The sequence below is a fragment of the Roseivirga spongicola genome, from assembly GCF_001592965.1.
Taxonomy (GTDB): Bacteria; Bacteroidota; Bacteroidia; order Cytophagales; family Cyclobacteriaceae; genus Roseivirga; species Roseivirga spongicola.
This window is the reverse complement of record NZ_LRPC01000028.1, coordinates 1,135,784-1,158,620: the sequence shown is the minus strand read 5'-3', so window position 1 is coordinate 1,158,620 and position 22,837 is coordinate 1,135,784. Positions and strand designations below refer to the sequence as shown.

The 22,837-nt window shown below is 40.0% G+C and carries 22 protein-coding genes and 1 tRNA gene; 11 read left to right on the top strand and 12 right to left on the bottom strand.

The window, feature by feature from the left end; all coding sequences use genetic code 11:
- Positions 1-25: 25 nt before the first annotated feature.
- The 8 genes from AWW68_RS17010 (at position 26) to AWW68_RS16975 (ending at position 8,829) form a co-directional block, all read left to right on the top strand.
- On the top strand, positions 26-970 hold the full coding sequence (locus AWW68_RS17010; RefSeq protein WP_068223725.1) for a glycosyltransferase family 8 protein: 945 nt from the start codon (positions 26-28) through the stop codon (positions 968-970).
- Complete coding sequence (locus AWW68_RS17005) at positions 970-2,115, top strand: glycosyltransferase family 4 protein (RefSeq protein ID WP_068223722.1); 1,146 nt, start codon at positions 970-972, stop codon at positions 2,113-2,115. The genes AWW68_RS17010 and AWW68_RS17005 overlap by 1 nt, the downstream gene beginning before the upstream one ends.
- Before the next feature lie 231 nt (positions 2,116-2,346).
- A complete protein-coding gene (locus AWW68_RS17000; RefSeq protein ID WP_157717695.1) occupies positions 2,347-3,492 on the top strand; it encodes a hypothetical protein in 1,146 nt (381 codons plus the stop codon).
- Complete coding sequence (locus AWW68_RS16995; RefSeq protein WP_084375729.1) at positions 3,470-4,612, top strand: glycosyltransferase family 4 protein; 1,143 nt, start codon at positions 3,470-3,472, stop codon at positions 4,610-4,612. Before AWW68_RS17000 ends, AWW68_RS16995 begins: the two co-directional genes overlap by 23 nt.
- Entirely contained in the window at positions 4,605-5,210 is a 606-nt protein-coding gene (locus tag AWW68_RS16990; protein ID WP_068223713.1) for a sugar transferase, read from the top strand. The genes AWW68_RS16995 and AWW68_RS16990 overlap by 8 nt, the downstream gene beginning before the upstream one ends.
- On the top strand, positions 5,210-5,818 hold the full coding sequence (locus AWW68_RS16985) for an acetyltransferase (protein ID WP_068223710.1): 609 nt from the start codon (positions 5,210-5,212) through the stop codon (positions 5,816-5,818). The genes AWW68_RS16990 and AWW68_RS16985 overlap by 1 nt, the downstream gene beginning before the upstream one ends.
- Positions 5,805-6,947, top strand: coding sequence for a DegT/DnrJ/EryC1/StrS family aminotransferase (locus tag AWW68_RS16980; protein ID WP_157717694.1), 1,143 nt, complete (start codon positions 5,805-5,807; stop codon positions 6,945-6,947). Before AWW68_RS16985 ends, AWW68_RS16980 begins: the two co-directional genes overlap by 14 nt.
- Positions 6,937-8,829, top strand: coding sequence for a polysaccharide biosynthesis protein (locus tag AWW68_RS16975; protein ID WP_068223706.1), 1,893 nt, complete (start codon positions 6,937-6,939; stop codon positions 8,827-8,829). The genes AWW68_RS16980 and AWW68_RS16975 overlap by 11 nt, the downstream gene beginning before the upstream one ends.
- Positions 8,830-9,107: 278 nt before the next feature.
- On the opposite strand, the gene AWW68_RS16970 is transcribed toward AWW68_RS16975, so the two are convergent.
- From AWW68_RS16970 to sucC, 3 genes are all read right to left on the bottom strand, one after another.
- Positions 9,108-10,061 (bottom strand): DUF6089 family protein, encoded by a 954-nt coding sequence (locus AWW68_RS16970; RefSeq protein ID WP_068223704.1) that lies wholly within the window; start codon positions 10,059-10,061, stop codon positions 9,108-9,110.
- Positions 10,062-10,187: 126 nt separating this feature from the next.
- A tRNA-Arg gene (locus AWW68_RS16965) sits at positions 10,188-10,261 on the bottom strand.
- Positions 10,262-10,279: 18 nt separating this feature from the next.
- Positions 10,280-11,491 (bottom strand): ADP-forming succinate--CoA ligase subunit beta, encoded by a 1,212-nt coding sequence (gene sucC / locus AWW68_RS16960; RefSeq protein WP_068223701.1) that lies wholly within the window; start codon positions 11,489-11,491, stop codon positions 10,280-10,282.
- A 114-nt stretch (positions 11,492-11,605) separates the two neighbouring features.
- Here sucC and AWW68_RS16955 point away from each other — a divergent pair, with 114 nt between their 5' ends.
- Positions 11,606-12,274, top strand: a complete 669-nt coding sequence (locus AWW68_RS16955) for an ABC transporter ATP-binding protein (protein ID WP_245660261.1) — start codon at positions 11,606-11,608, stop codon at positions 12,272-12,274.
- Here AWW68_RS16955 and AWW68_RS16950 read toward each other — a convergent pair.
- Complete coding sequence (locus AWW68_RS16950; protein ID WP_068223698.1) at positions 12,258-13,130, bottom strand: hypothetical protein; 873 nt, start codon at positions 13,128-13,130, stop codon at positions 12,258-12,260. The genes AWW68_RS16955 and AWW68_RS16950 overlap by 17 nt on opposite strands.
- Before the next feature lie 58 nt (positions 13,131-13,188).
- Entirely contained in the window at positions 13,189-13,632 is a 444-nt protein-coding gene (locus AWW68_RS16945) for a peroxiredoxin (RefSeq protein ID WP_068223694.1), read from the bottom strand.
- 39 nt (positions 13,633-13,671) lie between these two features.
- On the opposite strand from AWW68_RS16945, the gene AWW68_RS16940 reads away from it, so the two are divergent.
- Together AWW68_RS16940 and AWW68_RS16935 are read left to right on the top strand one after the other, a co-directional pair.
- Positions 13,672-14,529, top strand: coding sequence for a DMT family transporter (locus tag AWW68_RS16940; RefSeq protein ID WP_068223691.1), 858 nt, complete (start codon positions 13,672-13,674; stop codon positions 14,527-14,529).
- A complete protein-coding gene (locus AWW68_RS16935; RefSeq protein WP_068223688.1) occupies positions 14,510-15,304 on the top strand; it encodes a PhzF family phenazine biosynthesis protein in 795 nt (264 codons plus the stop codon). Before AWW68_RS16940 ends, AWW68_RS16935 begins: the two co-directional genes overlap by 20 nt.
- Here the strand turns inward: AWW68_RS16935 and pulA are convergent.
- The 7 genes from pulA to AWW68_RS16900 all read right to left on the bottom strand — a co-directional run bounded on the left by pulA (position 15,301) and on the right by AWW68_RS16900 (position 22,819).
- Positions 15,301-17,307: a type I pullulanase gene (gene pulA / locus AWW68_RS16930; RefSeq protein WP_221406013.1), complete on the bottom strand. Its 2,007-nt coding sequence runs from the start codon at positions 17,305-17,307 to the stop codon at positions 15,301-15,303. The two genes, AWW68_RS16935 and pulA, sit on opposite strands and share 4 nt — an antisense overlap.
- A 10-nt stretch (positions 17,308-17,317) precedes the next feature.
- A complete protein-coding gene (locus AWW68_RS16925) occupies positions 17,318-18,595 on the bottom strand; it encodes an MFS transporter (protein WP_068223685.1) in 1,278 nt (425 codons plus the stop codon).
- A gap of 148 nt (positions 18,596-18,743) precedes the next feature.
- On the bottom strand, positions 18,744-20,357 hold the full coding sequence (locus AWW68_RS16920; protein ID WP_068223682.1) for an ABC-F family ATP-binding cassette domain-containing protein: 1,614 nt from the start codon (positions 20,355-20,357) through the stop codon (positions 18,744-18,746).
- Positions 20,358-20,468: 111 nt separating this feature from the next.
- A complete protein-coding gene (locus AWW68_RS16915) occupies positions 20,469-21,158 on the bottom strand; it encodes a DUF2490 domain-containing protein (protein WP_068223679.1) in 690 nt (229 codons plus the stop codon).
- Positions 21,148-21,732, bottom strand: a complete 585-nt coding sequence (locus tag AWW68_RS16910; protein ID WP_068223676.1) for a hypothetical protein — start codon at positions 21,730-21,732, stop codon at positions 21,148-21,150. The genes AWW68_RS16915 and AWW68_RS16910 overlap by 11 nt, the downstream gene beginning before the upstream one ends.
- Before the next feature lie 69 nt (positions 21,733-21,801).
- Complete coding sequence (locus AWW68_RS16905) at positions 21,802-22,386, bottom strand: aspartyl/asparaginyl beta-hydroxylase domain-containing protein (RefSeq protein WP_068223673.1); 585 nt, start codon at positions 22,384-22,386, stop codon at positions 21,802-21,804.
- 28 nt (positions 22,387-22,414) lie between these two features.
- Positions 22,415-22,819: a TIGR03067 domain-containing protein gene (locus AWW68_RS16900; protein ID WP_068223671.1), complete on the bottom strand. Its 405-nt coding sequence runs from the start codon at positions 22,817-22,819 to the stop codon at positions 22,415-22,417.
- Positions 22,820-22,837 lie beyond the last annotated feature (18 nt).

Sequence of the window (22,837 nt, the reverse complement as noted above, 5' to 3'; positions counted from 1 at the left end):
CCTAACCTTAAGAGCAGATTATAATATGGAAACTGATTTAACTCAAAGTAGAATGAACCTCTTATTGACATTTGATAGAAATTTTTTACAACATGGGGTTGTAATGCTTAGATCATTGTTTTATAACAATCCTTCCGTTGGTTTTAATATCTATATTTATACCGAAGACAAAGAAGTTGTATCTGAGAAATTGTCTAAAGAATTTGAGCAAGAGTCTGCTAAATTTATATTTATAGACTTTGATCAGAGTCGCTTTCCTAAGCTCAAGACTAAATTTCACTATGGTGAGGGGTATTACAAAATAATCTATTTAAGATTGAATATAGGAGAAGTTCTTCCTGATTTAGATAGAATTTTATTGATAGATGTAGACTTGGTTGTTAATGGTGATATTAGCGAATTCTATGAGCAAGACTTGGGGGATAATGAAATAATGGCTGCTGTGGCCGAGGTAAGACCTAGTAACTTCAAAAAGTTTGGAATAGAGCCTGAAAAAAGAAATGCAAAGACCAATTTTAATTGCGGAGTTACTTTAGTTGACCTAAAAAAGTGGAGAGATTGGGGTGTCTCTAAAAAAGCTGTAGACCATATAATTAAATATGAAGATATTCTAGCGGCACCAACTCAGGATACATTGAATCCGCTTTTTTACAATAATTGGAAAATTTGCCTGCCAAAGTATAACCTACATCATTTTTATCTTCAGTATCCTTTTAAAATAGAAGATTTACCATATACCAAAGATGAAATCAAAGATTCAATTGAAAACCCTATTATTGTGCACTACTCTGGTGCCATGAGGCCATGGGAGTATTTGGACATTAATCCTTACTCATATTTGTACTGGAAGTATTTGAACATGACCTCTTACAACGGTTACTCTTATAGGGATAGGAATTTGAAGAATTTTCTTACTCGTTGGAGTAGGTTTTTAAAGGTTAAGATTAGTAGAATAGGAATTTATAAGTAATGATGAGAACCCTATTCGTTCAAAAAGAGGGAGGAATCTTTGGTGCTGAGAACTATCAGCTAAAGGTTATTCCAGGCTTGTTGGCAAAAGGAATTGAGGTTGAGTTCCTAAGGCTTTACACCGACTATCAGGGTGGTAAAGGAGGAGAGTTTATTGATCGCCTTAATCAACTCGGGGTAAAGACTTACGAGGTCAATATTGGAAAGTATCCAACTCCGAAAGTGCTAAATCAAATCAAGCAAATTGCCAATGGAGGTCAGTTTGACTTGGTACATGCGCACCTGATTCATGCCGATTTTCATTTGGCGCTGATCAAGGCTTTTATGTCTCTGAAGCCTGTATTGGTGTCTAGTAAGCATGGCTATGATAATGCCTTTACATCTAAGTTTGGTTTTGATGCCTCCAAGCAAACCAATACGCCATACTTCCTTTTGAGTAAATGGGCTGAAAGACGGATGAAGGCGTCTTTTACTATATCTCATGGGTTAAGAAATTTCTTTATTGGAACCGGTCTGACAAAATCAGAAAAGATGAGGCTTATTCATTATGGTTTTGATATGCCCGAGAATTACTTAAGCAAAGGAAAGGAAGGGTTTAGAAAAGCGCCCAAGCAAATCATGATTGCGGGTAGACTCATAGGGTTTAAAGGACACAAGTTCCTTATTGAGGCCATGAGTAAAGTAAAACACACCTTCGGTTCGGATGTAAAGTTATTGATTGCGGGAACTGGAGGCTTGGAAGGTATTTTAAGATCTCAGGTGGAGGAATTAGGCTTATCTGAAGCCGTAGAGTTCTTAGGCTATAGTAAAGAAGTAGGTAGTTTCATGGCTAATTCCGATGTAGTGGTTGTACCTTCTATCTCTGAAGGTTTTGGTGTGGTGTTCTTAGAGGCATTTTCCGCTAAAACTCCAGTAGTGGCTTGGGATGTGCCTTCTGGAAATGAACTCATGAAACATGGTAAAACGGGTTACTTAGTAGAACCATACCATACAGATCAATTAGCGGATCAATTAATTGAAGTATTAGATTCACCTCAAGAGCAAGAAGAGATAGTAGAAGCGGCTTATGATAAGCTTAAATCATATTTCAACCTTCACAGAATGGTAGACGAGACTATCACTTTTTATCAAGAGGCATTAGGGTAATGATCAATAGATAGTTTGGTCTCTTTATGTTTTGAAGTACCTGATTAAAGCCGAGTAATGAAACGATTGAAGGTCTTTTGAAAAGATTATTTAAATCGCAAATCGTACATCTAAAATCAAAAATCCCCTTTGGCTTCCTTTGAAATACCTGGCTTAATTATTTCGATTATCTTTTTTTCGATGATCGTGTATTTAGTTGGGCAAAAGCAGATACCCGCCCAATTTCAAAGTATGGTTACTAATTCAATTCTTATCAGAATTGTTGCTGTATTTGCCTATGCATTTGTTGTATTTGGCATTTATGGTGGAGGTGGAGATCCGGTAATTTATTTCCGTTGGGGGCAACGCTTTGTTGAGTATTTTAAGCAATTCGATTTATCTCCTTTCTATGACCGAGATTTATGGAGAGGGCCAGCCTTTGCCGGTACTAATTTTGTAGGTTATCCTGCCGCGATTATGATTCTCTTTGTTGGAGAGAGTTTTCGCGGCACTTGGCTGTTGTACTCTTCATTGTGCTTAATAGGGCTTTTCTTTTTTGCCAAGGTTTTTTATCGGGCTTATGGAGGGATTGAATATAAAAATTATCTCTATATCCTGTTAATTTATCCATCCTTATGGTTTTGGACAGCGAGTATTAGTAAGGATACTTGGATGGTTTTTGGTGCGGCTACTTTTCTAACAGGAATGGTGGGCAAGAATAGAAAGCAAAATATTCCGATCATGGTGTTCGGGCTTTTCTGGTGTTATCTGGTAAGACCTCAATTAGCTGCAATTTTGGCCTTTGCTTTGGCTGGCTCTTATTTTTTAGGTTCATTGAAGAAATTGACCTTTCAAAATGTGTTTGTTTTAATATTAGCTGTCGTGGGAGCTTTCTACTTTCTATCAGTTTTAGGGGTAGAGGATGTGACTGAGGTAACGGATCTTGCTCAAGAAACTCAACGGAAATCTTCTTATGGAGGTAGTGAAATATCAGTTTCTGATGGGCCCTTAAAGTTTGTTCAGGCTCCAGTGAACATTCTTTTAAGACCCTTTCCTTGGGAGGTGGGGGGATTCCTTCAAATCATAAGCTTCTTTGATATTTACTTCATTTGGTACTTGGCCTTTAAAAACTGGAAAAGCGTAAAAAGATCTTTCTCAATGATTCGAAAAGACAGGCTTATTGCCTTTTGCTTTATCTTCATTGGCCTTTTTGCTGTAGGTGCAGGCTTGGCTCTAGTAAACCTTGGTTTAATCGCCAGACAGCGGATAATCCTCTATCCGTTTATGTTTATGATTATTTATGCCTATTCAGATAAACGTGTCGCTTTCTTAAGAAAAAAGAGACAGCAAGCACAAGAAAAACGATATCAAGAAATTGCAGAACTCCAGAAAACCTAAATTCTTATTGATTGGAGGCTTTGCCTCTTCTTTAATTAATTTTAGAGGGCCTTTACTGAAAAGGCTTGTGCAAGACTTTGAGGTCTTTGCTGCAGCTCCCTACATTGATGATGATATTAGAGAAAAGGTGGAGGCAATTGGTGCAAATTGTATTTCTACAGAGTTTGAACGCACTGGCCTTAACCCAGCCAAAGATTTAAAAGCACTTCTTAAGTTTAGAAAGCAGATTAAGGAAATAGCTCCAGATTATGTGCTGGCTTATACCATTAAACCAGTAGTTTTTGGTTTGAAAGCCGCTAAGTTCAAAGGCGTTAAACGATATGCCTTGATTACGGGGAAGGGCTCTGGTTTTGATGAAACGAACCTAAAGTCGAAGGCGATTGCAAAAGTAGTAAAGGGACTATATCGAGACACTTTAAAATCTGTAGACGGAGTAATTTTCCAGAATGCCGATGATCAAGCGTTTTTCGAACAAAATGGCTTACTCACTAACACTGTACAAAGAGGGGTTATTGAAGGCACTGGGGTCGATATGGCTCATTATCGTTTGAAAAATGAGCCTTCGCTTCCTGAGAAAGTGAAGTTCTTATTCATCGCTAGGCTCATCAAGGAAAAAGGCATTCCTGAATTGGTAGAAGCCGCTAAACTGCTTAAGAAAAAAGATTGTGATTTTGAAGTTCAACTGTTGGGTTGGGTAGATCCTAATCCGGGAGGCATTTCTCAAAAAGAAGTAGATGAACTTCATAGCTCTGGATTAGTTAATTACCTCGGCACAACGGATGATGTTCGTCCGTATATTGAAGCTGCCGATGTATTTGTGTTGCCGACTTATTACAATGAAGGTTTGCCAAGAACTATACAAGAGGCCATGGCCATGAAAAAGCCTATCATTACTACAGACCATCCGGGCTGTAGAGAAACGGTAGAAGAAGGAAGAAACGGTTTTCTTATACCAACACGAGATGCTCAATCATTGGCTGATGCTATGGAGCGATTTATAAAAGAGCCTGAGCAAGTTTTAATAATGGGTCAGCAGAGTCATGAAATGGCAAAAGAAAAGTTCGATGTGAATAAGATTAATGAACGATTACTTAAATTTATGCAACTGAGCGATGTATAGATTTCTTTTCAAAAGACTCTTCGACTTCATAGCTGCGTTGGCAGCTTTTTTATTGTTAAGCCCTATCTTCTTAATCACCACAATATGGCTTATAGTGGCGAACTCTGGAAAACCATTTTTCTTTCAGTCAAGACCAGGTAAGCATGAGAAGGTTTTTAAGATCTTCAAATTCAAAACCATGAACGATAGAAAAGATGCTAATGGAAATCTCTTACCTGACGCTGAGAGACTTACTTCTATTGGACTGTTGGTGAGAAAATTGTCACTAGATGAAATCCCACAGCTATTGAATGTAATTAAAGGCGATATGTCGTTGGTTGGGCCGAGGCCTTTGCTAGTAGAATATCTTCCACTATACAGTGAGAGACAGGCAAAGCGACACGATGTTAAACCTGGAATTACTGGTTGGGCACAGGTGAATGGAAGAAACGCCATTGACTGGCCAACTAAGTTTGAGTTGGATGTACATTACGTGGAGCATTTAAGCTTTTGGCTCGATATAAAAATCTTATTTTTGACGGTGAAGAAAGTCTTTGTAAGAGAAGGTATTAGTGCTGATAATTCAGCCACTATGGAGAAATTTAAAGGTAACCTATAATGATACTAATTGGAGCCTCAGGACATGCAAAAGTGATTTTGGATATTCTTGAGAAGAACGAATTTACCGTTGATTATTTGTTGGATGCTAATCCGAATATCAAGGAATTGGCGGGATATAATGTAATCGAAGACAAAGACCATATAGATGATATCAATCAAGAGTATATTGTTTCTATAGGCTCTAATTTGATTAGAAAAAGAGTTTCAGAACAACGAAAAGTAAAGTTTGGTTGGGCCATTCATCCTGATTCTATTTTAGGAGATGATGTCTCAATTGGTCAAGGTACAGTTGTAATGGCAGGGGCAATAATCAACCCTTCCACCCAGGTAGGCAATCATTGTATTATTAATACCTCTGCTTCTATAGATCATGATTGTGAGATTGCAGATTACGTTCATATTAGTCCGAGCGCTACTTTATGTGGCACTATCGAAGTGGGGGAGGGAACTCATATAGGAGCAGGTGCCACAATAATTCCGAATCTAAAAATAGGAAAGTGGGCTACAATTGGAGCAGGAGCTGTGGTTATAAAAGATGTTCCTGATTATGCAGTTGTGGTTGGAAACCCTGGTCGAATAATAAAAATTGGAAATGGAGAAGAGTAAGATTTGGCTGTCTTCACCCCACATGGCTGGGAATGAGCAAAAGTATGTGGCTTCGGCTTTTGAAACTAACTGGATAGCCCCATTAGGTCCTTTAGTAGATAAGTTCGAGTCGGTATTAGCAGACTATACCGGAGCAGGACATTGCGCAGCTTTGAGTAGTGGCACGGCAGCTATTCATTTAGCATTGGAGATTCTGGGTGTGGGTATAAATGATGAAGTGATTGTTCAATCTTTCACTTTCTGCGGATCAATTAACCCCGTTTTGTATCAAAAGGCCTCCCCAATCTTGGTGGATAGTGATCCGGTGACTTGGAATATGGATCCGAATCTACTTAGAGAAGTCATTGAAGATAGAATTAAGGCGACAGGAAGGAAGCCAAAAGCAGTTATTCCTGTACATCTATACGGCATGCCTGCTAGAATTGACGAAATCATGCAAGTTTGTGCCGAGTATGAAATTCCTGTCATAGAAGATGCTGCCGAGGCATTAGGTTCTACATTCAAGGGGAAAAAGTTGGGTAGCTTTGGTGATTTTGGAATTCTTTCGTTCAATGGAAACAAGATAATCACCACCTCTGGAGGAGGCGCTTTACTTTCATCTAACGAAGAATGGGTTGCGAAAGCTCGTTTTCTGTCAACACAGGCACGAGATAAGGCAATCCATTATCAACATAGTGAACTAGGATATAACTATCGCCTATCAAATGTTCTGGCTGGAATTGGTGTTGGACAAATGGAGATATTAGATAAGTTCGTGTCTCTGAGGCGCAGCAATAATCAGTTCTACTCAGACCTTTTTAAAGGCTCAGGTATTACTGTACATCAAGAGAGTAGTGCTGACTTCTTCTCTAATCATTGGTTAACTGCTATCTTATTTCCAGCGGATAGTGTTTTATTGAACAAAGAGATATTAATGGACGCTTTACTCGAAGAAAATATTGAATCGAGACCTCTGTGGAAGCCAATGCATTTACAGCCTCTTTATAGTGAATCGAAAATGTATGGCGGACAAGTGTCTGAAGATTTATTTGAACGTGGATTATGTTTGCCTTCAGGTTCTAATCTAACAGACTCTGACCGGGATAGAATAGCAGATGTAGTTAGTAAAGTGTTGAGGAATGCTCAATAGATTTAAAACCCTTAATGTACTTCCTAGGTGGATTATCGTTCTGATTGATCTGACAATCTTCTCTTTAGCTGCGTTAGTGGGGTATATGCTCAGGCTTAATTTTCAAATAGACGAGCTCTATGAGTTCGATTTTTTGAGAGGGATAGCCATTTACACCATAGCTGGTTTAATCTCCTCTCTACTTACGAGAAGTTTTGCAGGAATTATTCGGTACACAGGTATTCAAGATACACTAAGGGTCCTGTATGCTAACCTCATTACCCTTGCCATTGTATTTGCTATTAACTCTTTGTCGGAAAACTCTTTGCCGTACTCGGTTGCTCTAATTGCTTTTTTGGTATCGTTAGTATTCTCAATTAGTTATAGACTTTTAGTGAAGGAGCTTTTCGCTTTTTATCGAACGGTTCCTAAAAGTCAAAGGAAGGTGCTAATTATGGGCGCAGGTAGATCAGGTATGATCACCAAACAGATGATAGATAATGATACCAAGTCTAATGTGAAGGTCGTAGGCTTTCTAGAAGATAATCCTAGAAAAATAGGTAACGTAATTAGCGGTGTCCGTATTTATTCTGCAAAAGATGAATTTGAAAAGGTGGTTCTCAAACATAGTCCAACGGAGCTTATACTTGCTGCTACCAAGCTTTCTCTCGAGAAGAAAAATGAACTTGTAGACAAGTGTTTAGAATTTGGTATAAAAGTTACTAGTGTTCCCTCCGCAGATCAATGGATAGGAGGGGAGTTTGACATCAACCAGATTAAAGAGGTCAAAATTGAGGATCTGTTAGGCAGAAACACCATTATTCTCAAGAACAAGTTCATTAGCAAAGAGCTAAATGATAAATGCATCTTAATCACAGGTGCTGCTGGGTCCATAGGGAGTGAAATTGTAAGACAAGTTGTACGTTATTCACCTTCAAAAATTGTTCTGCTAGATCAGTCTGAAACAGGTCTTTTTGAAATAGAGAACGAAATTCGGTCAATTAAGAAAATGGGAGATGAGTTAGTCCCTTTTGTCTGTGATGTTACCAATAGAGGTAGATTGAAGGAGTGCTTTTCAACTTATAGACCTAATCTGATCTTCCATGCTGCAGCTTATAAGCATGTTCCTATGATGGAAACTAATGTTCCTGAAGCAATTGCCTGCAATATTTTAGGGACTAGAAATGTGGCAGACCTCTCTGTTGAGTTTGAAGTAGAGAAATTTGTAATGATCTCTACAGATAAGGCGGTTAACCCAACCAGTGTGATGGGAGCAACAAAGAGAGCCGCTGAGGTATATGTACAGTCTTTGAATGATTTTCTGGTAAGCATTGACTCAGAGTCGACAAAATTCATCACTACCAGATTTGGTAATGTATTAGGTTCTAACGGTTCAGTAATTCCAATCTTCAAGAAACAGATTCAAGCAGGTGGGCCAATTACTGTAACGCACCCGGAAATCACCAGATACTTTATGACCATACCTGAAGCATGCGGTCTAGTTTTAGAAGCAGGTACCATGGGAGATGGTGGTGAAATTTTTGTCTTCGACATGGGGAAATCAGTTAAGATTGTGGACCTAGCGAAGAGAATGATCCAGCTTTCTGGTCTTGTTGAAGGAAAGGATATAGATATTGTTTTTACTGGTTTGCGGCCAGGGGAAAAGTTATATGAAGAGCTTTTAGATAACGAGGAAAGTAATATGGCTACTCACCATCCTAAAATCATGATTGCTCAAACTAGAAAAATTGATTTTACTGAGGTGAAGGAAAGCGTAGACCAAATGGAATCGGCTGTTCGCTCCGGTGAAATGATAGATAAGGATATAGAGATAGTCAAAATTCTCAAGAGCATGCTTCTAGAGTATAAAAGCAAGGCTTCTAAGTTTGAAGCCTTAGACTAGTGCACTATAGTTCTATTCTTTTGCTGTCCTTGTCCTTGTAGTACCTTGAAGCTAAAATCCAGTCATAAATAGGTTCTTTCCTTTATTCCAAAGAGCGAGTAAAGTAGCTTCCTAAAGTGTTTCAAGCGGCCGCTTTACTTGCAATCAAAAAAGCCAGTCTCTCAAAAGCTGGCTGTCATTCATAACAATACGCTGATTAATCATTGGAGAGTCTCACCACAGAGATTCCCAAACTATGAATACGGTAAACTGATAAAATCAGGTCTAGATTCTCAGGACTATCTGAATTTAGGCTTTCTTCTTGATGGAGAGAATAGTTCGCCTAGGAAGTTATCAGGAAGGTACATCTCCAGTTTAATAGAGAAAATGTAATAGGCATCATTGTTTTCTCTACCTCTAATGGCTCCTTTTTGTCTAGCTGTATATCCGCCCTCAACAGATCTGTCATAAATCTGAACGGCAACATCCGCAGAAGGGGAACCAACGCCACCATTCCACTCTATAATTTCATCTTTAGAAGGATAATAAGTAGCTACATCATCCAAGTAATCAGTGAAAGTGAAACGTCTTCCTCCTTCGAGGAGAATGTCAATGTACTGATTTGCCTTTAGCCTAATACCTATACCGAAAGGTATAACAGTAATAGATTTTGGATAAGACCCTACAGGAGCTCCTTCTTCTGTTTGATATTCCCATAGATTCACTGTGTAGTTACCTTCTTCTCCAGGTAGGTAAGTCTTGGGTCTGTTTGTGCTTCTTCCAATCCCTAGCATTATGTAAGGATTTACCACAGGTCTTCTTGTATAGCTGCCATCTACTGGAATTAAATTAAAGATGGCTAAGGCCGATAACTCAAGGTTTCGAGAACGGAAATTAAGATTACGAATGTATCTATCATCTTCGTCACCAGTGTCATCTCTATTGCTCAACCTGCCAGAGATGAACCCTTGTTTGTTTTCCGCATCGCTTCCTCCAATCTGGTACCAATTGAGATCTACTCTTAAAGATAGTTGCGAACCGAACTTCTTTCTTAAACCTACGCCTAAGCTTGGACCTAAGGCACTTTGCATACCATCGTAAAATACATCGTGCAAATCGCCATGATAAGTTGAAAAACCGACTCCGTAAGAGAGCATCCAAGTTCTATCTCTTCTTCGAGAATAGAAGGATTGTGCGTCAGCAATTTCTGTGAACGCTAAGATAAGAAGTAAGATGAAAGTGAATTTTTTCATGCTAATGCTTGCTGTAAAGCTAATTAACTTCTGTTTCGGTTACAAACTATCTTAGCTGAGGAATTACAAATTTACGATTTATTAATCTAAACAAAAAATCTCCAACCTATTGGTTAGAGATTTTTGTACACCCAGAAGGAGTCGAACCCTCAACCTCTGGAGCCGAAATCCAGCGCTCTATCCAGTTGAGCTATGGGTGCTGAATTCTAAAATTTCTATTAAGCTAGTGCTTGCTGAACTTTTGCAGCAGCGTCTTTTAATACAATTGCAGACTCAACAGCTAAACCACTCTCATTGATGATTTTAGCAGCTTCTTCAGCATTGGTTCCTTGTAGCCTTACAATAATTGGAATGTTGATATTTCCGATTTTCTTGTAAGCTTCTACAACACCGTTGGCTACTCTATCACATCTTACAATACCACCGAAGATGTTAATCAAAATGGCTTTTACATTAGGGTCTTGCATAATAATTCTGAAACCAGCTTCAACGGTTTCTGCATTTGCTGTTCCCCCAACATCTAGGAAGTTAGCAGGCTCACCACCAGAAAGTTTAATGATGTCCATGGTAGCCATAGCTAAACCAGCACCATTAACCATACAACCTACGTTGCCATCTAATTTCACGTAGCTCAGGCCGAATTTTCCAGCTTCTACTTCTTCAGGAGCTTCTTCAGTAATATCTCTTAACTCAGCTAAATCTTTATGTCTGAAAAGACCATTATCGTCTAGATTTACTTTAGCATCAACTGCCAAAATCTGATTGTCTGAAGTCTTTAATACAGGGTTAATCTCGAATTGAGAAGCGTCAGAATTTTCGTATGCTTTGTAAAGAGAGTAGATGAACTTAACCATTTCTTTGAAAGCCTGACCTTCCAAACCTAGCTTAAACGCTACTTTTCTTGCTTGGAATCCTTGGAGGCCAACCTTAGGGTCAATCCATTCTTTAATAATTTTTTCAGGAGTCTCTTCGGCAACAGTTTCAATGTCCATACCACCTTCGGTAGAAGCCATAATTACATTGCAACCTTTAGCTCTGTCTAAAAGAATTGATAGGTAGTATTCTTTAGGCTCAGAATCGCCTGGGTAGTAAACATCTTGAGCGATTAATACTTTGTTTACTTTTTTGCCCTCTGCTCCGGTTTGGTGAGTAACAAGAGTTCCTCCCAAAATAGCTTCTGCTTTAGGAGCAATCTCTTCTAGGCTTTTGGCAAGAACTACACCATTAGAGTCAGTTTCTTGAACTTTACCTTTACCTCTACCTCCGGCATGAATTTGGGCTTTAACTACGTACCAGCTAGTTCCGGTTTCTGCATTTAGCTTTTTAGCAGCTTCAGTCGCTTCTTCAGGGGTTTCAGCAACTAGGCCTTCTTGAATTTTTACACCGTATCCTTTTAGTAATTCTTTTGCTTGGTATTCGTGAATATTCATGACGCTTTTAATTTGGTGCGAAGCTAAATCTTTGGGGTTATAATAACAAGTGAATTCAGTTTATTAGAGTTCATCCATATACTGCTTTCATTGCTATTCGTTATGTTTGAAAATATGTCTGAAATTATCCTAAAGGCGAACAATATATCCAAGTCATATAATGACTTGCAGGTGCTGAAGAATGTAGAACTAGATTTGATGAATAATGAGGTTGTTTCTATTGTGGGGGCTTCGGGAGCAGGAAAGAGTACCTTGCTTCATATTTTAGGGACTTTAGACAAACCAGATGCTGGCAGCCTTACTATCAACGGATATGATGTGGTGGCTCTATCTGCCAATAAGCTAGCAAAATTCAGAAATAGTCAATTGGGCTTTGTCTTTCAATTTCATAACCTGTTACCAGAATTCAGTGCTATAGAAAACGTGTGTTTGCCTGGATTCATTTCTGGTAAACCAGATGCTGAAGTAAAAAGTAGGGGCAAGGAACTTCTGGAAATTCTTGGTATTGGTGCCCGAGCTAATCATAGACCATCAGAATTATCAGGTGGAGAGCAACAACGAGTGGCTGTAGCTCGAGCTTTGATTAACGACCCTAATATTGTCTTTGCAGATGAGCCTAGTGGTAACCTAGATTCCAAAAACGCGGAGCAACTGCATAAGCTCTTCTTCGATTTAAGAGATCAGTTTAAAAAAACATTTGTTATTGTAACCCATAATGAGGAGCTCGCTGAACTCTCAGATAGGAAAGTGGAAATTAAAGATGGCTCTATCTTGTACGCTTAACCACTTTGCAGCGGATTGAAGACTTACCGTAAAGTGACTTTGGCAGATAGTAGGCCAGCCTAAACCCAAAACGAAGATAAGAATCGTTAGTACCATCACCACGAATAGTGCCTGCAGGAACAGGTTCAACGGGTGGAGAGAGCGCTGCTCTTGGGTCGGATAATAAACCTAAGGTAGTAGCATCTACACCATCGGTTTCAGAAAAAGAGGCAGGGTCTCTGTAAACCGAGTTTACATCGTCCAAATAACCTGTCATTGCCATGGTGTATTGCACCTCCATTTGGAGATCAAAATTTCTTGAAAGGAAAAAATTGAACCCAAAGCCCATCGGAATGGCTAGGGCTAAACCACCGTATTGAACACCTTCCAATGACAGAGGTCGCAAATCGTAAGTAGTGCCAGCAAGTTCAGCCTTAGGGTTGTTACTTGTTACTCCAATACCTAGGTGTATGTAAGGATTAGCAAAAGCCCTGTCTTTGTAGCCCGAAGCAGGGTGTCTGAAAGCGTAATACATAGCCTGAACTACCAACTCAAAGTTGGTGGCCTTGAAGTTTAGGTTCCTAACTTTATTATCTGGTAAGGGAGAAAGAGAATCGTCTGCTTGGATTTTATAAATAGACAAACCTGTTCTAATGGCAATCTGGTCGGTAAAAAGGTGCTCATAGCCAATTGTAGCACTTAACCCAGTTTGTAATTTGGGGTCTGGTGCTCTCCTTAATTCACCAAAGTAGGTGTTTAAGCCTATACCAAAAGATGCTTTCGAAATCCTATCGAAATCTCCTGTAGTTACATATTGCTGTGCACTTACCTGAATGGTTGTGCAAACTATTAAGCAGAGGGAAAGGATAATTCTCATCTAAATCCTTATAGAGGTTAGCTCACAAATTTATCATTCGAACGTAGAAAAACGACTTTTATTCAGTTTTTAATTGATTTATCATTGATTTAATGTGTTTGGTTGCCCCAAACATGTCCGAATAAACAGCCCTAACTCTTTGTTCGGCATCAATAAGATAGGTGATCCTCTTGGGAACTTTAACAATTGGCATCAGCGCATCGTACTGCTTGCAAACTTTCCCAGATGTATCGGAAAGCAAATCGAAACTTAACTGATGTTCTTCCTTGAATTTCTTGTGAGAGGCTACAGAGTCTCTACTTATTCCAAAAACTGTGATGTCGAAATCTTTAAAAACTTGATGGTTGTCTCTAAAACTGCAAGCTTCTGCCGTGCAACCTGGAGTGAAATCTTTAGGGTAGAAGTAAACGATACAAGGGAGGTTTTCTTCTAGTTTTACTGATTTTCCTTCCGAATTTTTTAATTCGAAAAGGGGTGCTTTTTGTCCTACTTTTAATGCCATTTGCTGAGCTTCATTTTATGAATAAGTGCATCTTTGCGCATGCTTTCCAAAGGAGTGCTTTACATGATGCTTGCCACATTCATTTTTGCTGTAATGAATGTGCTGGTAAAATTCTTACCAAATATACCTGCTATAGAAATCATTCTTTTCAGGTCTATTGTTTCATTTTTTATGTCGGGTGTCACATTAAAGATGAAAGGAATTCCGCTCTTAGGGAAGAATAAAAAGATATTGCTTATTCGTGGCCTTGCTGGAGCATTGGCACTCATGATGTTTTTTACAACACTTCAAGAGATTCCTTTAGCCAGTGCGGTGACGCTAATGTTCTTAGGCCCGATTTTCACCACCCTTATCGGTATTTGGATTGTAGGAGAGAAAGTTCGACCTATTCAGTGGTTATTCTTTGCCATGTCATTTGTTGGTATTGTGATGATCAAAGGGTTCGACCCAAGAATTTCGCCTTTTATGGCATTGCTTGGGGTGGGGGCTGCATTTTTCTCTGGGGTTGCCTATAACATGATTCGAAAACTAAAAACCTCTGAACACCCGTTGGTTATTATTTTCTATTTCCCATTGGTGACCTTACCTATTGTGGGGATTTACTCTGCTTTAAATTGGGTTCAGCCCGAAGGTATTGAATGGGTGATTTTAATTGGGGTCGGTGTGCTTACTCAAATTGCCCAGTATTTCATGACTATTGCCTATCAGTCGGAAGAACTTTCTAAAGTTTCTAACATCAACTTTATAGGGATTCTTTATGCTTTAGGGTTCGGTTTCTTCCTTTTCGATGAGACTTTTAATGTGTTAACCTACCTTGGAATGGCTGCTGTTATGACGGGAGTAGTGCTAAATGTGATATTTAAAAATAAAAGGACAAATGAGACTGTTTCAAATTGATTCGTTTACTCAAGAGATTTTCAAAGGCAACCCTGCCGGTGTTTGTTTGGTAGAAAAAGCTTTGAGCGAAGACACCATGCAAGCTTTGGCAACGGAGATGAACTTGGCTGAGACAGCTTTCATAGAGAAAAAAGGTGATAAGTATGGCTTAAGATGGTTTACCCCGGCTAGGGAAGTTCCATTGTGTGGTCATGCTACTTTGGCTTCAGCTTTTGTGCTTTTTGAAGAAGGAATTCATGATGCTCACCAGCCAATAACTTTCGAAACCTTAAGTGGTGATTTAATTGTAAGAAAGCAGAATGATGGTACTCTTCTTATGGACTTTCCGAGAACGGATCCTTCTCCTTATAAAGGTTCAAGCCTAATTAAAGCTAAGGAGTTGTTCGGAGCTTCGGTAGTTGAAGTGTTAGAAGTGCCTAATGAGCTAATTGTCATTTTAGATTCGTCTGAGTCTGTGAGAAATGCAAACCCATCTTCTGACATCATTGCAGAACTTGCTGTCAATGGCGTAATGGTATCTGGTTGGGATGATTCAGAAGAGTATAATTTCGTTTCGCGATACTTTGCTCCGAATCTCGGTATTAAGGAAGACCCAGTGACTGGATTCATTCATACTATTCTTTCACCATATTGGTCGGGTAAGAAAAATCAAACTGAGTTTAGATGCTACCAAGCCTCGGCAAGGGGAGGAGAACTCTTTGTAACGGTAAAAGAAAACCGCACACTCATTAAAGGGCATGCGGTTAAGGTTTTTGAAACGGAGATTAATCTCTAATTTCTCTTTAGAACGAATGGTGTAAAAGCTGGAATAGTAATGCTTCTTCCGGCTTTTCTAATGCCAAATTCATTGACATTTTTTCCATCGAGCACTACCGTCCATGAGCCTTCTGGTAAGCTGATGGTCTTATTCAGGTTGCCTCCATTTAGGAGAACCAAAATATCACTCCAAGAGTCTCCGTTAGCGTTTTCTTTGATCTGATAGCCCAAGAAATTTTCACCTTCATAGTCTAAGAATTCTAGGTGTTCTTGAATTTGTTCGGTACTTGTCATTCTAAAGGCGGGATGGTTCTTTCTGAGTGCGATCAAACCTTTATAGTAGTTGAAAACGTCTTCATACTTTTCCTTTCTTGTCCAATCAATTTGATTGATGGAGTCTGGTGAGTTATAGGAGTTTTCTACTCCATCTTTGGTTCTAAGCATTTCCATGCCGGCATGTACGAACGATACTCCTTGAGAAGTAAGCACAATGGTTTCAGCTAGCTTATGCATTTTGATAAGTTCAGCTTCACTTGCCTCCGGGTTCGAAATGGTCAGTTTATCGAATAAAGTATGGTTGTCGTGGCAAGACACATAGCTTATGGTTTGGCTTGGTTCTGCAGCCCAAGGCGCATTTGAGTAATTCACGGAGTCGTAGTTCACTTGTGGATGTTGAGTAGAAGCTACTACTCCGAATTTGATACTTTCCTTTAGACCTTGTCGGTTGCTGGCAAAACCACCTTCTTCATGTTCAAAAACGCTTCCTTTTAAGCCATCTCTAAGATCATCGCTGAAGGCCGCTACATTCTGCATTTTGTAGGTGTTGGCTTTAAGGGCTTGTTGTTCCGAAGGAAGGGGAGAAGAGCCAGCTGTCCAGCCTTCACCATAAACAAAAATGCTCGGGTCAATGGCTCTAACTGCCGCACTTACCTCATTCATGGTTTGCATATCGTGTATTCCCATCAGGTCGAAACGGAAACCATCCAAGTGATACTCATTCACCCAATATTGAACAGACTCCACAATGTATTTGCGCATCATTTCTCTTTCTGACGCGGTTTCGTTGCCGCAGGCTGATGCATCTGAGAATCCGCCTTCTTCATTCTGGCGGTAATAATATCTTGGTACAAGCTGGTTGAAGTTAGAGTCTTCCGTTTGGCCAGTATGGTTGTACACCACATCAAGAATTACTCTGATTCCATTTTTGTGGAACTGCTGCACCATCTCCTTGAATTCCTTAATTCGAACTCTGCCATCGTATGGATTGCTCGAAAAACTACCCTCAGGCACATTGTAGTTTAGTGGGTCATAGCCCCAATTGTATTGAGGTTCGTCCAATCTAGTTTCATCAATCGATCTGTGGTCGAAAGTAGGTAATAGATGAACATGTGTTATTCCCAACTCTTTGATGTGGTCTATTCCGGTGGTTAATCCTTTCGGACTTCTTGTGCCTTCTTCTACTAAGCCCTTGTATTTTCCAGGCTGCGATGAACCCGAAGATGGGTGGATTGTCATGTCACGGATGTGCAGTTCATAAATAATGATGTCGGTATAGTTTTCAAGGGCTGGTCTTTGGGCATTTGCCCAACCTTCAGGGTCGGTTTTGTCCAAATCTACAATCATGCTTCTTTGCCCATTTACGCCAACAGCAACGGCATAGAGATCGGGCTTTTCTTGAAGCCACTCTCCATTTTGCATTACCTGATAAGTATAGTACTTATCTTGAAGGTCGCCAGAAGCTTTGAACGTCCAGGTTCCGGCATCGTCCCTTTTCATTTTGTAGGTGCTTTCCAAGTTGTCACCGTTTCCTGCAGAGTAAATATTGAGTTTTACTTCTTGAGCAGCGGGCGACCAAAGCCTAAAGGCTGTCTCTTTAGGAGTGTAAGTAAAGCCTAGGTCTGCACCCTTATAAACAGGGTAATCAGTTAAAGTCTCGTAGGTGGGTTGGCTCTCACAGGAAGTCATAATGATGATAAAACAGATGAGAATTGATAGCGTATTTTTCATTGATTTTGAGTTCATACTATGAAGTTTAGCTGTGCTGAATATTGTTTTTGTTCTCCTTGACCAGAAGCCAAAGCACGGCCGAAATACCTAAAGAAATGGCGCTGATAATGAATATCATGGATTTGTCTTCGGCAGTATCTATAAAACCACCAAGCCCTGATGCCACTAATTGTGGTAACACCACAGACAAATTGAACAAACCCATATACCAGCCCATTCGGCTTTGATCAACAGTTTCTGACATTATAGCAAAAGGTAAACTCACCACAGCAGCCCAGCCGATACCAACAACTGCCATCAGTATGAAAAGGGTTGCGGAGGAGTTTCCGAATAGAATGATGAGGAGATAGCCAATGGCCATAGTTGCTATACACAACATATGTGTTTTTACTCTCCCAATTTTTTTGGTAATAGGTTCTAGAACCAATGCAGGGAGTAAGAAACCAACCGTGTTCAGAATGGCAAATGAAACACCTGTTATAAATCCAACCTCATCGTTTTGAGCTTCTGTAAGCTGTTCCGTAGTTCCAAAGCCCATAATGTTCTCTTTAATAAAGGAGAAGGTGTAAATGAACATGGTTTGAACACCAATCCATGTAAAGGCATGCGCTACACAAACTTTCAAAAACTCTGGTAGGTTGGTTTTCTGTTTAGACTGATCTGTATCGATGATTTCATCTTCAGGCGTAAGGTTTTTGGGCTCTGTTATGAAGAGGGTAGGAATCACGGAGAAAAGAAAAACCAATATCGCTCCGAGATAGATCAAAGTGTAATTACTGATGAACGCTCCAATCAGGTAGGCTACTACCCCGAAGAAACCGGAGATGGTTTGCATCCATGTGTAGCCTTTGGTTCTAACAGCACCTTTGGGAGTTACATCCGCAATGACTGATCGGGTAGGGTTGAAGCTAATGTTTATGGCTAGATCTAAAGACAAGGCTACCGCTATGGCAACACCAATCACTTCTTCCAAACCTAAAGCCTCACTGATTACTCCAATATTTGGAAGCGCTAGTAGCATTATGGAGGCAATAATTCCACCAATTAGGATGAATGGCCTTCTTCTTCCGCCCCAGAACCAGACATTGTCACTGACCAAGCCTATAATTACTTGACCGAGAATTCCAGCTGCTGGGCCAGCGAGCCATACGTAGCCTATCTCTTCAAGGTTGAAGCCGAATTTGGTGTTGAGAATCCAGCTAAGGGCTGCAATTTGAACGGAAAGCGCGAATCCCATGGCTGTAGCCGGAAGGCTAAGCACCATAAAGAAGGGCTTGGTTAGGTTCTTCTGAAAGTTGAGCATGAAGCGAGTACATTATTGAAAAGGTAATATACTCGTTTGCTAGCTATTCAGGAATGCCAACGTTTGCACACTAGAGGCTATAAGGGAGGTAGCACCGTTTGAGCTGCCCAGTTCATAAAACTATAGGGTTGAGCTTTATATAAGCTTCCTAGTAAATCTTCTCTCTCTGAGCCATCCACTCCTCATTCGCGATGTAATCATCGTAAGTGCTGAGCTTGTCTAGGTAGCCTTTCGGTCCAATCTCCAAGATTCTGTTAGCAACCGTATGAGTGAACTCGTGGTCATGAGAAGTGAATAGAACTGTTCCTGGGAAATCTTTCAAGGCGTTGTTGAAGGCCTGAATAGATTCAAGGTCTAAGTGATTAGTTGGTTCGTCAATGATGAGCACGTTGCCTTGTGCAAGCATCATACGTGAAATCATACAACGTACTTTTTCACCTCCAGAAAGCACGTTTGCCTTTTTGAATACTTCCTCACCAGAGAAAAGCATTTTACCAAGGAAGCCTCTAATGAATACCTCGTCTTTTTCGCCTTCAGAGAACTGTCGAAGCCAATCGATTAGATTTTCGTCTGTATCGAAGTACTTAGAGTTGTCGTTTGGTAAATAAGCCGTGGTGATAGTCTGACCGAATTTGAACTCTCCAGTATCAGCTTTTTCTTCACCCATTAATATTTTAAAGAAGGCTGTAGTAGCCACACTGTCTTTGCTCAATACAGCAATTTTGTCACCTCGATTCACGAACAGGTCAAGACCACCGAAAAGCTTCTTCTCATCGTTCGACTTCGATAGGTTTTTGATCTCTAAAATCTGATCTCCTGCTTGTCTGGTTTGCTGGAAGATAATAGCCGGATACCTTCTGGTTGAAGGCTGAATATCATCTACGTTAATCTTATCCAATAGCTTTCTTCTACTGGTTGCCTGCTTAGATTTTGAAGCGTTAGCCGAGAATCTAGCAATGAATTCTTGAAGTTCTTTCTTCTTCTCTTCAGCCTTTTTGTTGGCTGCAGAACGCTGAGAAAGCGCCAATTGGCTCGACTGATACCAGAAGCTATAGTTACCAGTGTAAAGCTTCACTTGGCTAAAGTCGATATCGACAATGTTAGTACAAATGGTATCTAAGAAGTGACGGTCGTGAGATACAACAATCACAGTGTTTTTGAATTCAAGAAGGAAGTCTTCTAACCAGCTGATGGTATTCAGGTCAAGGTCGTTGGTAGGCTCATCGAGAATGAGTAGGTCAGGATTACCGAATAATGCCTGAGCTAAGAGAACTCTCACTTTCTGGCTACCATTCAGGTCTTTCATTAAGCTGTAGTGGAGGTCTTCAGAAATACCCAATCCGCTAAGAAGGGCAGCAGCATCAGACTCTGCATTCCAGCCATCCATTTCAGCGAACTGTGCCTCAAGCTCAGATGCCTTGATACCATCCTCTTCAGAGAAGTCTGGCTTCATGTAAATAGCATCTTTCTCTTTCATAATGCCCCAAAGCACGGTATGGCCCATCATTACAGTGTCAAGCACAGATACTTCATCGAACTCAAAGTGGTTCTGCTTAAGTACTGCCATTCGTTTGCCTGGCTCCATGGTTACAGAACCTGAGTTAGGGTCTATTTCACCAGAAAGGATTTTCAGGAAAGTAGATTTTCCAGCTCCGTTGGCACCAATAACGCCATAGCAGTTATTGCCTTGAAACTTAATATTTACTTCGTCAAACAGTACTCTTTTACCAAATGCAAGGGATACGTTCTGTGCTGCAATCATAGGGCTTGTATTTCAGGCCGCAAAGGTAAGAGTTTTATATGCCTTGAAAAAGGAAGCGAGGAATAGTTTTGGACTTATTTAGAGAAAGGTGCTTTTGGATTTGGAAATGCTTTACAATTTGAAAAACCAATTGATACTCAGCCAGTAACTGTGGCGAGTGGGGTCAGTTAAAATGGATCTGTTGCGGTAGTCTAGGCCTACTTCTAGCTTATGTGTTTGATCTAATGAGTAGCCTAAGAACGGTCCAAATCTGTACTCTAATAATGGCTTGCTACCATCTTGCCAACCCTGTAATAATTCATTATTCAGTTTTACGTAGAATTCCCCAGGATCTGCCTTATCTCCATCCAATGGCAGTTCTGCACTAACACGATATCGTAACCTAAAGGCAGTGCTTTCTTCAGGTTCAAAGGTTTGATCAGTTACTAATCGGTGCCCTAGGCTGAATGTTCTCAGTCTGCTGATAAAGGAAAACTGTTGTATGGTTCTGTGTATGGTTTCTCCTTCTTCCAAGCGAAACATGTAACCAAAGTTCACCTTTTCGGATAGCCCCACTTGCCTAGAGCCAATTAGCGTAAAGTCAGTGAGTAAATGCTGATGGTTGAATGGTGCATCACTTCCTACTTCGCCTCCCCAAAACTGCTCACGACTCTCAATTTTAAAATTGAGTGAATAGATTTCACCAAGATCTTTATTGAAGTTTATACCAGGAAGAGCTCCGGTCTGAAAAGTGTTTTGTGCTCTCAACCCACTGAAACAGAGCAGTCCCAGTAATACCAATGTGCTAAGTCTAGTATTCAAGGTGGGTGCTGTTTCTGTTGAGAATTTGATCTATTGATATATACTTACCTGTAGAACTAAAAGCAACTTCCCAGAGCTTCATAAGCCTAGATTTCTTGCCTTTTACTACCAACTCAAAAGCATGAGGAGAATCGGTTTTGGATACTTCTTCCTTTATCAAAGCTTGTAAAGAAGTCTGTTTATACTGAATCTGAACCTTCTTTATTCTGTGCCTTTTAAATTCAGCCTCAAGATACTTATCGATCGATTCTCTGGTAGGTTCTGGCACCTGATGTAAGTCTATTTCTATTTCGATATCTTCTAAAACACCTTCTTCTGAGAATTCTACACTATACCATCTTCTTTCATGTTTGAATTTGGCTTCAAATGAAATTGACTCTAGGCCAGTTTCTCTGTACCATTTCACTTTGTCTAAAGAGGTTTGTTCAATGTATTCTAGTGCCTTTTCGGGTACTTCAGGGCTTTTAATTCTAGACTCTCTTTCTACCTTTTGACCGAAAGCACTTGAAGAAAGTAAAAGTAAGACCGCAATGCATATAGCGGAGCCTATTTTAGGTGTTGAAATTCGCTGCATCTTAAATAAAAAAATCCGTGCATGAAGATATACACGGAAGCGCTATTAATTGTTTCGAGAAAAAGGAGCTTAACTCTCCTTCAGTAGACGAGACTTTACCCAATCGTTTGGAATCATATCTATGGTGAGGTTAATTCTGTCTTCACTGCTGTTGTTTATTACACTGTGCGGGTCGGTAAGTCGCATATACCAACACTCTCCAGGTTTCATAGGAACAGGTTCTCCGTTGAGGTAGAATTCAACACCGCTTTCGTTTAAAATGGGCACAGTGAGTCTAATCACAGATTTTGGAATCTCCACACCTAAAGTAGGGTCGCAATGTTCTTTTACTACATTGCCAGCTGCCAGCCTTAATATTCTGACTAGCGTAACAGTGGTGTGTTCCTTAAAGGTGTTTACCACTTCGTTTAGGTAGGGAGATAATTTAAGGTCTGCCGTATCCATCCACTCTGTCCAAGAACCATCCGCAAAGTCTTCTGCCGGAGGTGGAACTGGCAAACTTGGGTCTACCATGTGGGCGGGTGATCTCAGCGGAATTACATTATAGTAAATGAAATTATTGAGGTTCATTTGTCTCACCTCGGCCAACATCTTTTCTACATCGAACTGAAAAGGAAGTTGTATTCTGTCTGCTGTGCTTATTGTGTTGTTCATCTTAGTAAATTCTTCTCCAATTTAAGCTTCAATTGGCTTTTTCAAAAGTAGCCATGAAAAACATTGCCTTACCGTCTGTTGAGAATTCTTCTGGATAGCTATCGCCACTTAGGTTGTAGCATATAGTTAGTTTGTCATTTTCAAGCTTGTATATAGTCTTAAATGTTTTGCCAGCGTTGGGGCCATCAGTGCCAAAAATGTCCAATTGCGTTTCATTGGCAGAAATGGTGCCCTTGTCTACACTCTCGGCTGTCATTGAATATTCTTCACCATTAATCACGTGAGTTTGATTGAGCGAGGCGGTTACAGGAAGTTTCATTCCTCCTATCTCTTGTGCAACCAATTCCCAAGTTCCATTGAGTTTTTCTAGATGGTTTTGGTTAGAACATCCAACTAAGAGTAGGAAAAAAAGAAAGCCAGATAAAAGTCTCATAAGCCAAAAATTGAATGG

What these genes read in the sequence shown, in the direction of transcription:
- AWW68_RS16990 (WP_068223713.1), top strand. Translation starts at nt 4,605, where the DNA reads ATGTATAGATTTCTTTTCAAAAGACTCTTCGACTTCATAGCTGCGTTG.
- AWW68_RS16975 (WP_068223706.1), top strand. Translation starts at nt 6,937, where the DNA reads ATGCTCAATAGATTTAAAACCCTTAATGTACTTCCTAGGTGGATTATC.
- AWW68_RS16905 (WP_068223673.1), bottom strand. Translation starts at nt 22,386, where the DNA reads ATGAACAACACAATAAGCACAGCAGACAGAATACAACTTCCTTTTCAG.
- AWW68_RS16920 (WP_068223682.1), bottom strand. Translation starts at nt 20,357, where the DNA reads ATGATTGCAGCACAGAACGTATCCCTTGCATTTGGTAAAAGAGTACTG.
- AWW68_RS16925 (WP_068223685.1), bottom strand. Translation starts at nt 18,595, where the DNA reads ATGCTCAACTTTCAGAAGAACCTAACCAAGCCCTTCTTTATGGTGCTT.
- AWW68_RS16950 (WP_068223698.1), bottom strand. Translation starts at nt 13,130, where the DNA reads ATGAGAATTATCCTTTCCCTCTGCTTAATAGTTTGCACAACCATTCAG.
- pulA (WP_221406013.1), bottom strand. Translation starts at nt 17,307, where the DNA reads ATGAACTCAAAATCAATGAAAAATACGCTATCAATTCTCATCTGTTTT.
- AWW68_RS17000 (WP_157717695.1), top strand. Translation starts at nt 2,347, where the DNA reads ATGGTTACTAATTCAATTCTTATCAGAATTGTTGCTGTATTTGCCTAT.
- AWW68_RS16935 (WP_068223688.1), top strand. Translation starts at nt 14,510, where the DNA reads ATGAGACTGTTTCAAATTGATTCGTTTACTCAAGAGATTTTCAAAGGC.
- AWW68_RS17005 (WP_068223722.1), top strand. Translation starts at nt 970, where the DNA reads ATGATGAGAACCCTATTCGTTCAAAAAGAGGGAGGAATCTTTGGTGCT.
- AWW68_RS16900 (WP_068223671.1), bottom strand. Translation starts at nt 22,819, where the DNA reads ATGAGACTTTTATCTGGCTTTCTTTTTTTCCTACTCTTAGTTGGATGT.
- AWW68_RS16910 (WP_068223676.1), bottom strand. Translation starts at nt 21,732, where the DNA reads ATGCAGCGAATTTCAACACCTAAAATAGGCTCCGCTATATGCATTGCG.
- AWW68_RS17010 (WP_068223725.1), top strand. Translation starts at nt 26, where the DNA reads ATGGAAACTGATTTAACTCAAAGTAGAATGAACCTCTTATTGACATTT.
- AWW68_RS16970 (WP_068223704.1), bottom strand. Translation starts at nt 10,061, where the DNA reads ATGAAAAAATTCACTTTCATCTTACTTCTTATCTTAGCGTTCACAGAA.
- AWW68_RS16980 (WP_157717694.1), top strand. Translation starts at nt 5,805, where the DNA reads ATGGAGAAGAGTAAGATTTGGCTGTCTTCACCCCACATGGCTGGGAAT.
- AWW68_RS16940 (WP_068223691.1), top strand. Translation starts at nt 13,672, where the DNA reads ATGCTTTCCAAAGGAGTGCTTTACATGATGCTTGCCACATTCATTTTT.
- sucC (WP_068223701.1), bottom strand. Translation starts at nt 11,491, where the DNA reads ATGAATATTCACGAATACCAAGCAAAAGAATTACTAAAAGGATACGGT.
- AWW68_RS16945 (WP_068223694.1), bottom strand. Translation starts at nt 13,632, where the DNA reads ATGGCATTAAAAGTAGGACAAAAAGCACCCCTTTTCGAATTAAAAAAT.
- AWW68_RS16985 (WP_068223710.1), top strand. Translation starts at nt 5,210, where the DNA reads ATGATACTAATTGGAGCCTCAGGACATGCAAAAGTGATTTTGGATATT.
- AWW68_RS16955 (WP_245660261.1), top strand. Translation starts at nt 11,606, where the DNA reads ATGTCTGAAATTATCCTAAAGGCGAACAATATATCCAAGTCATATAAT.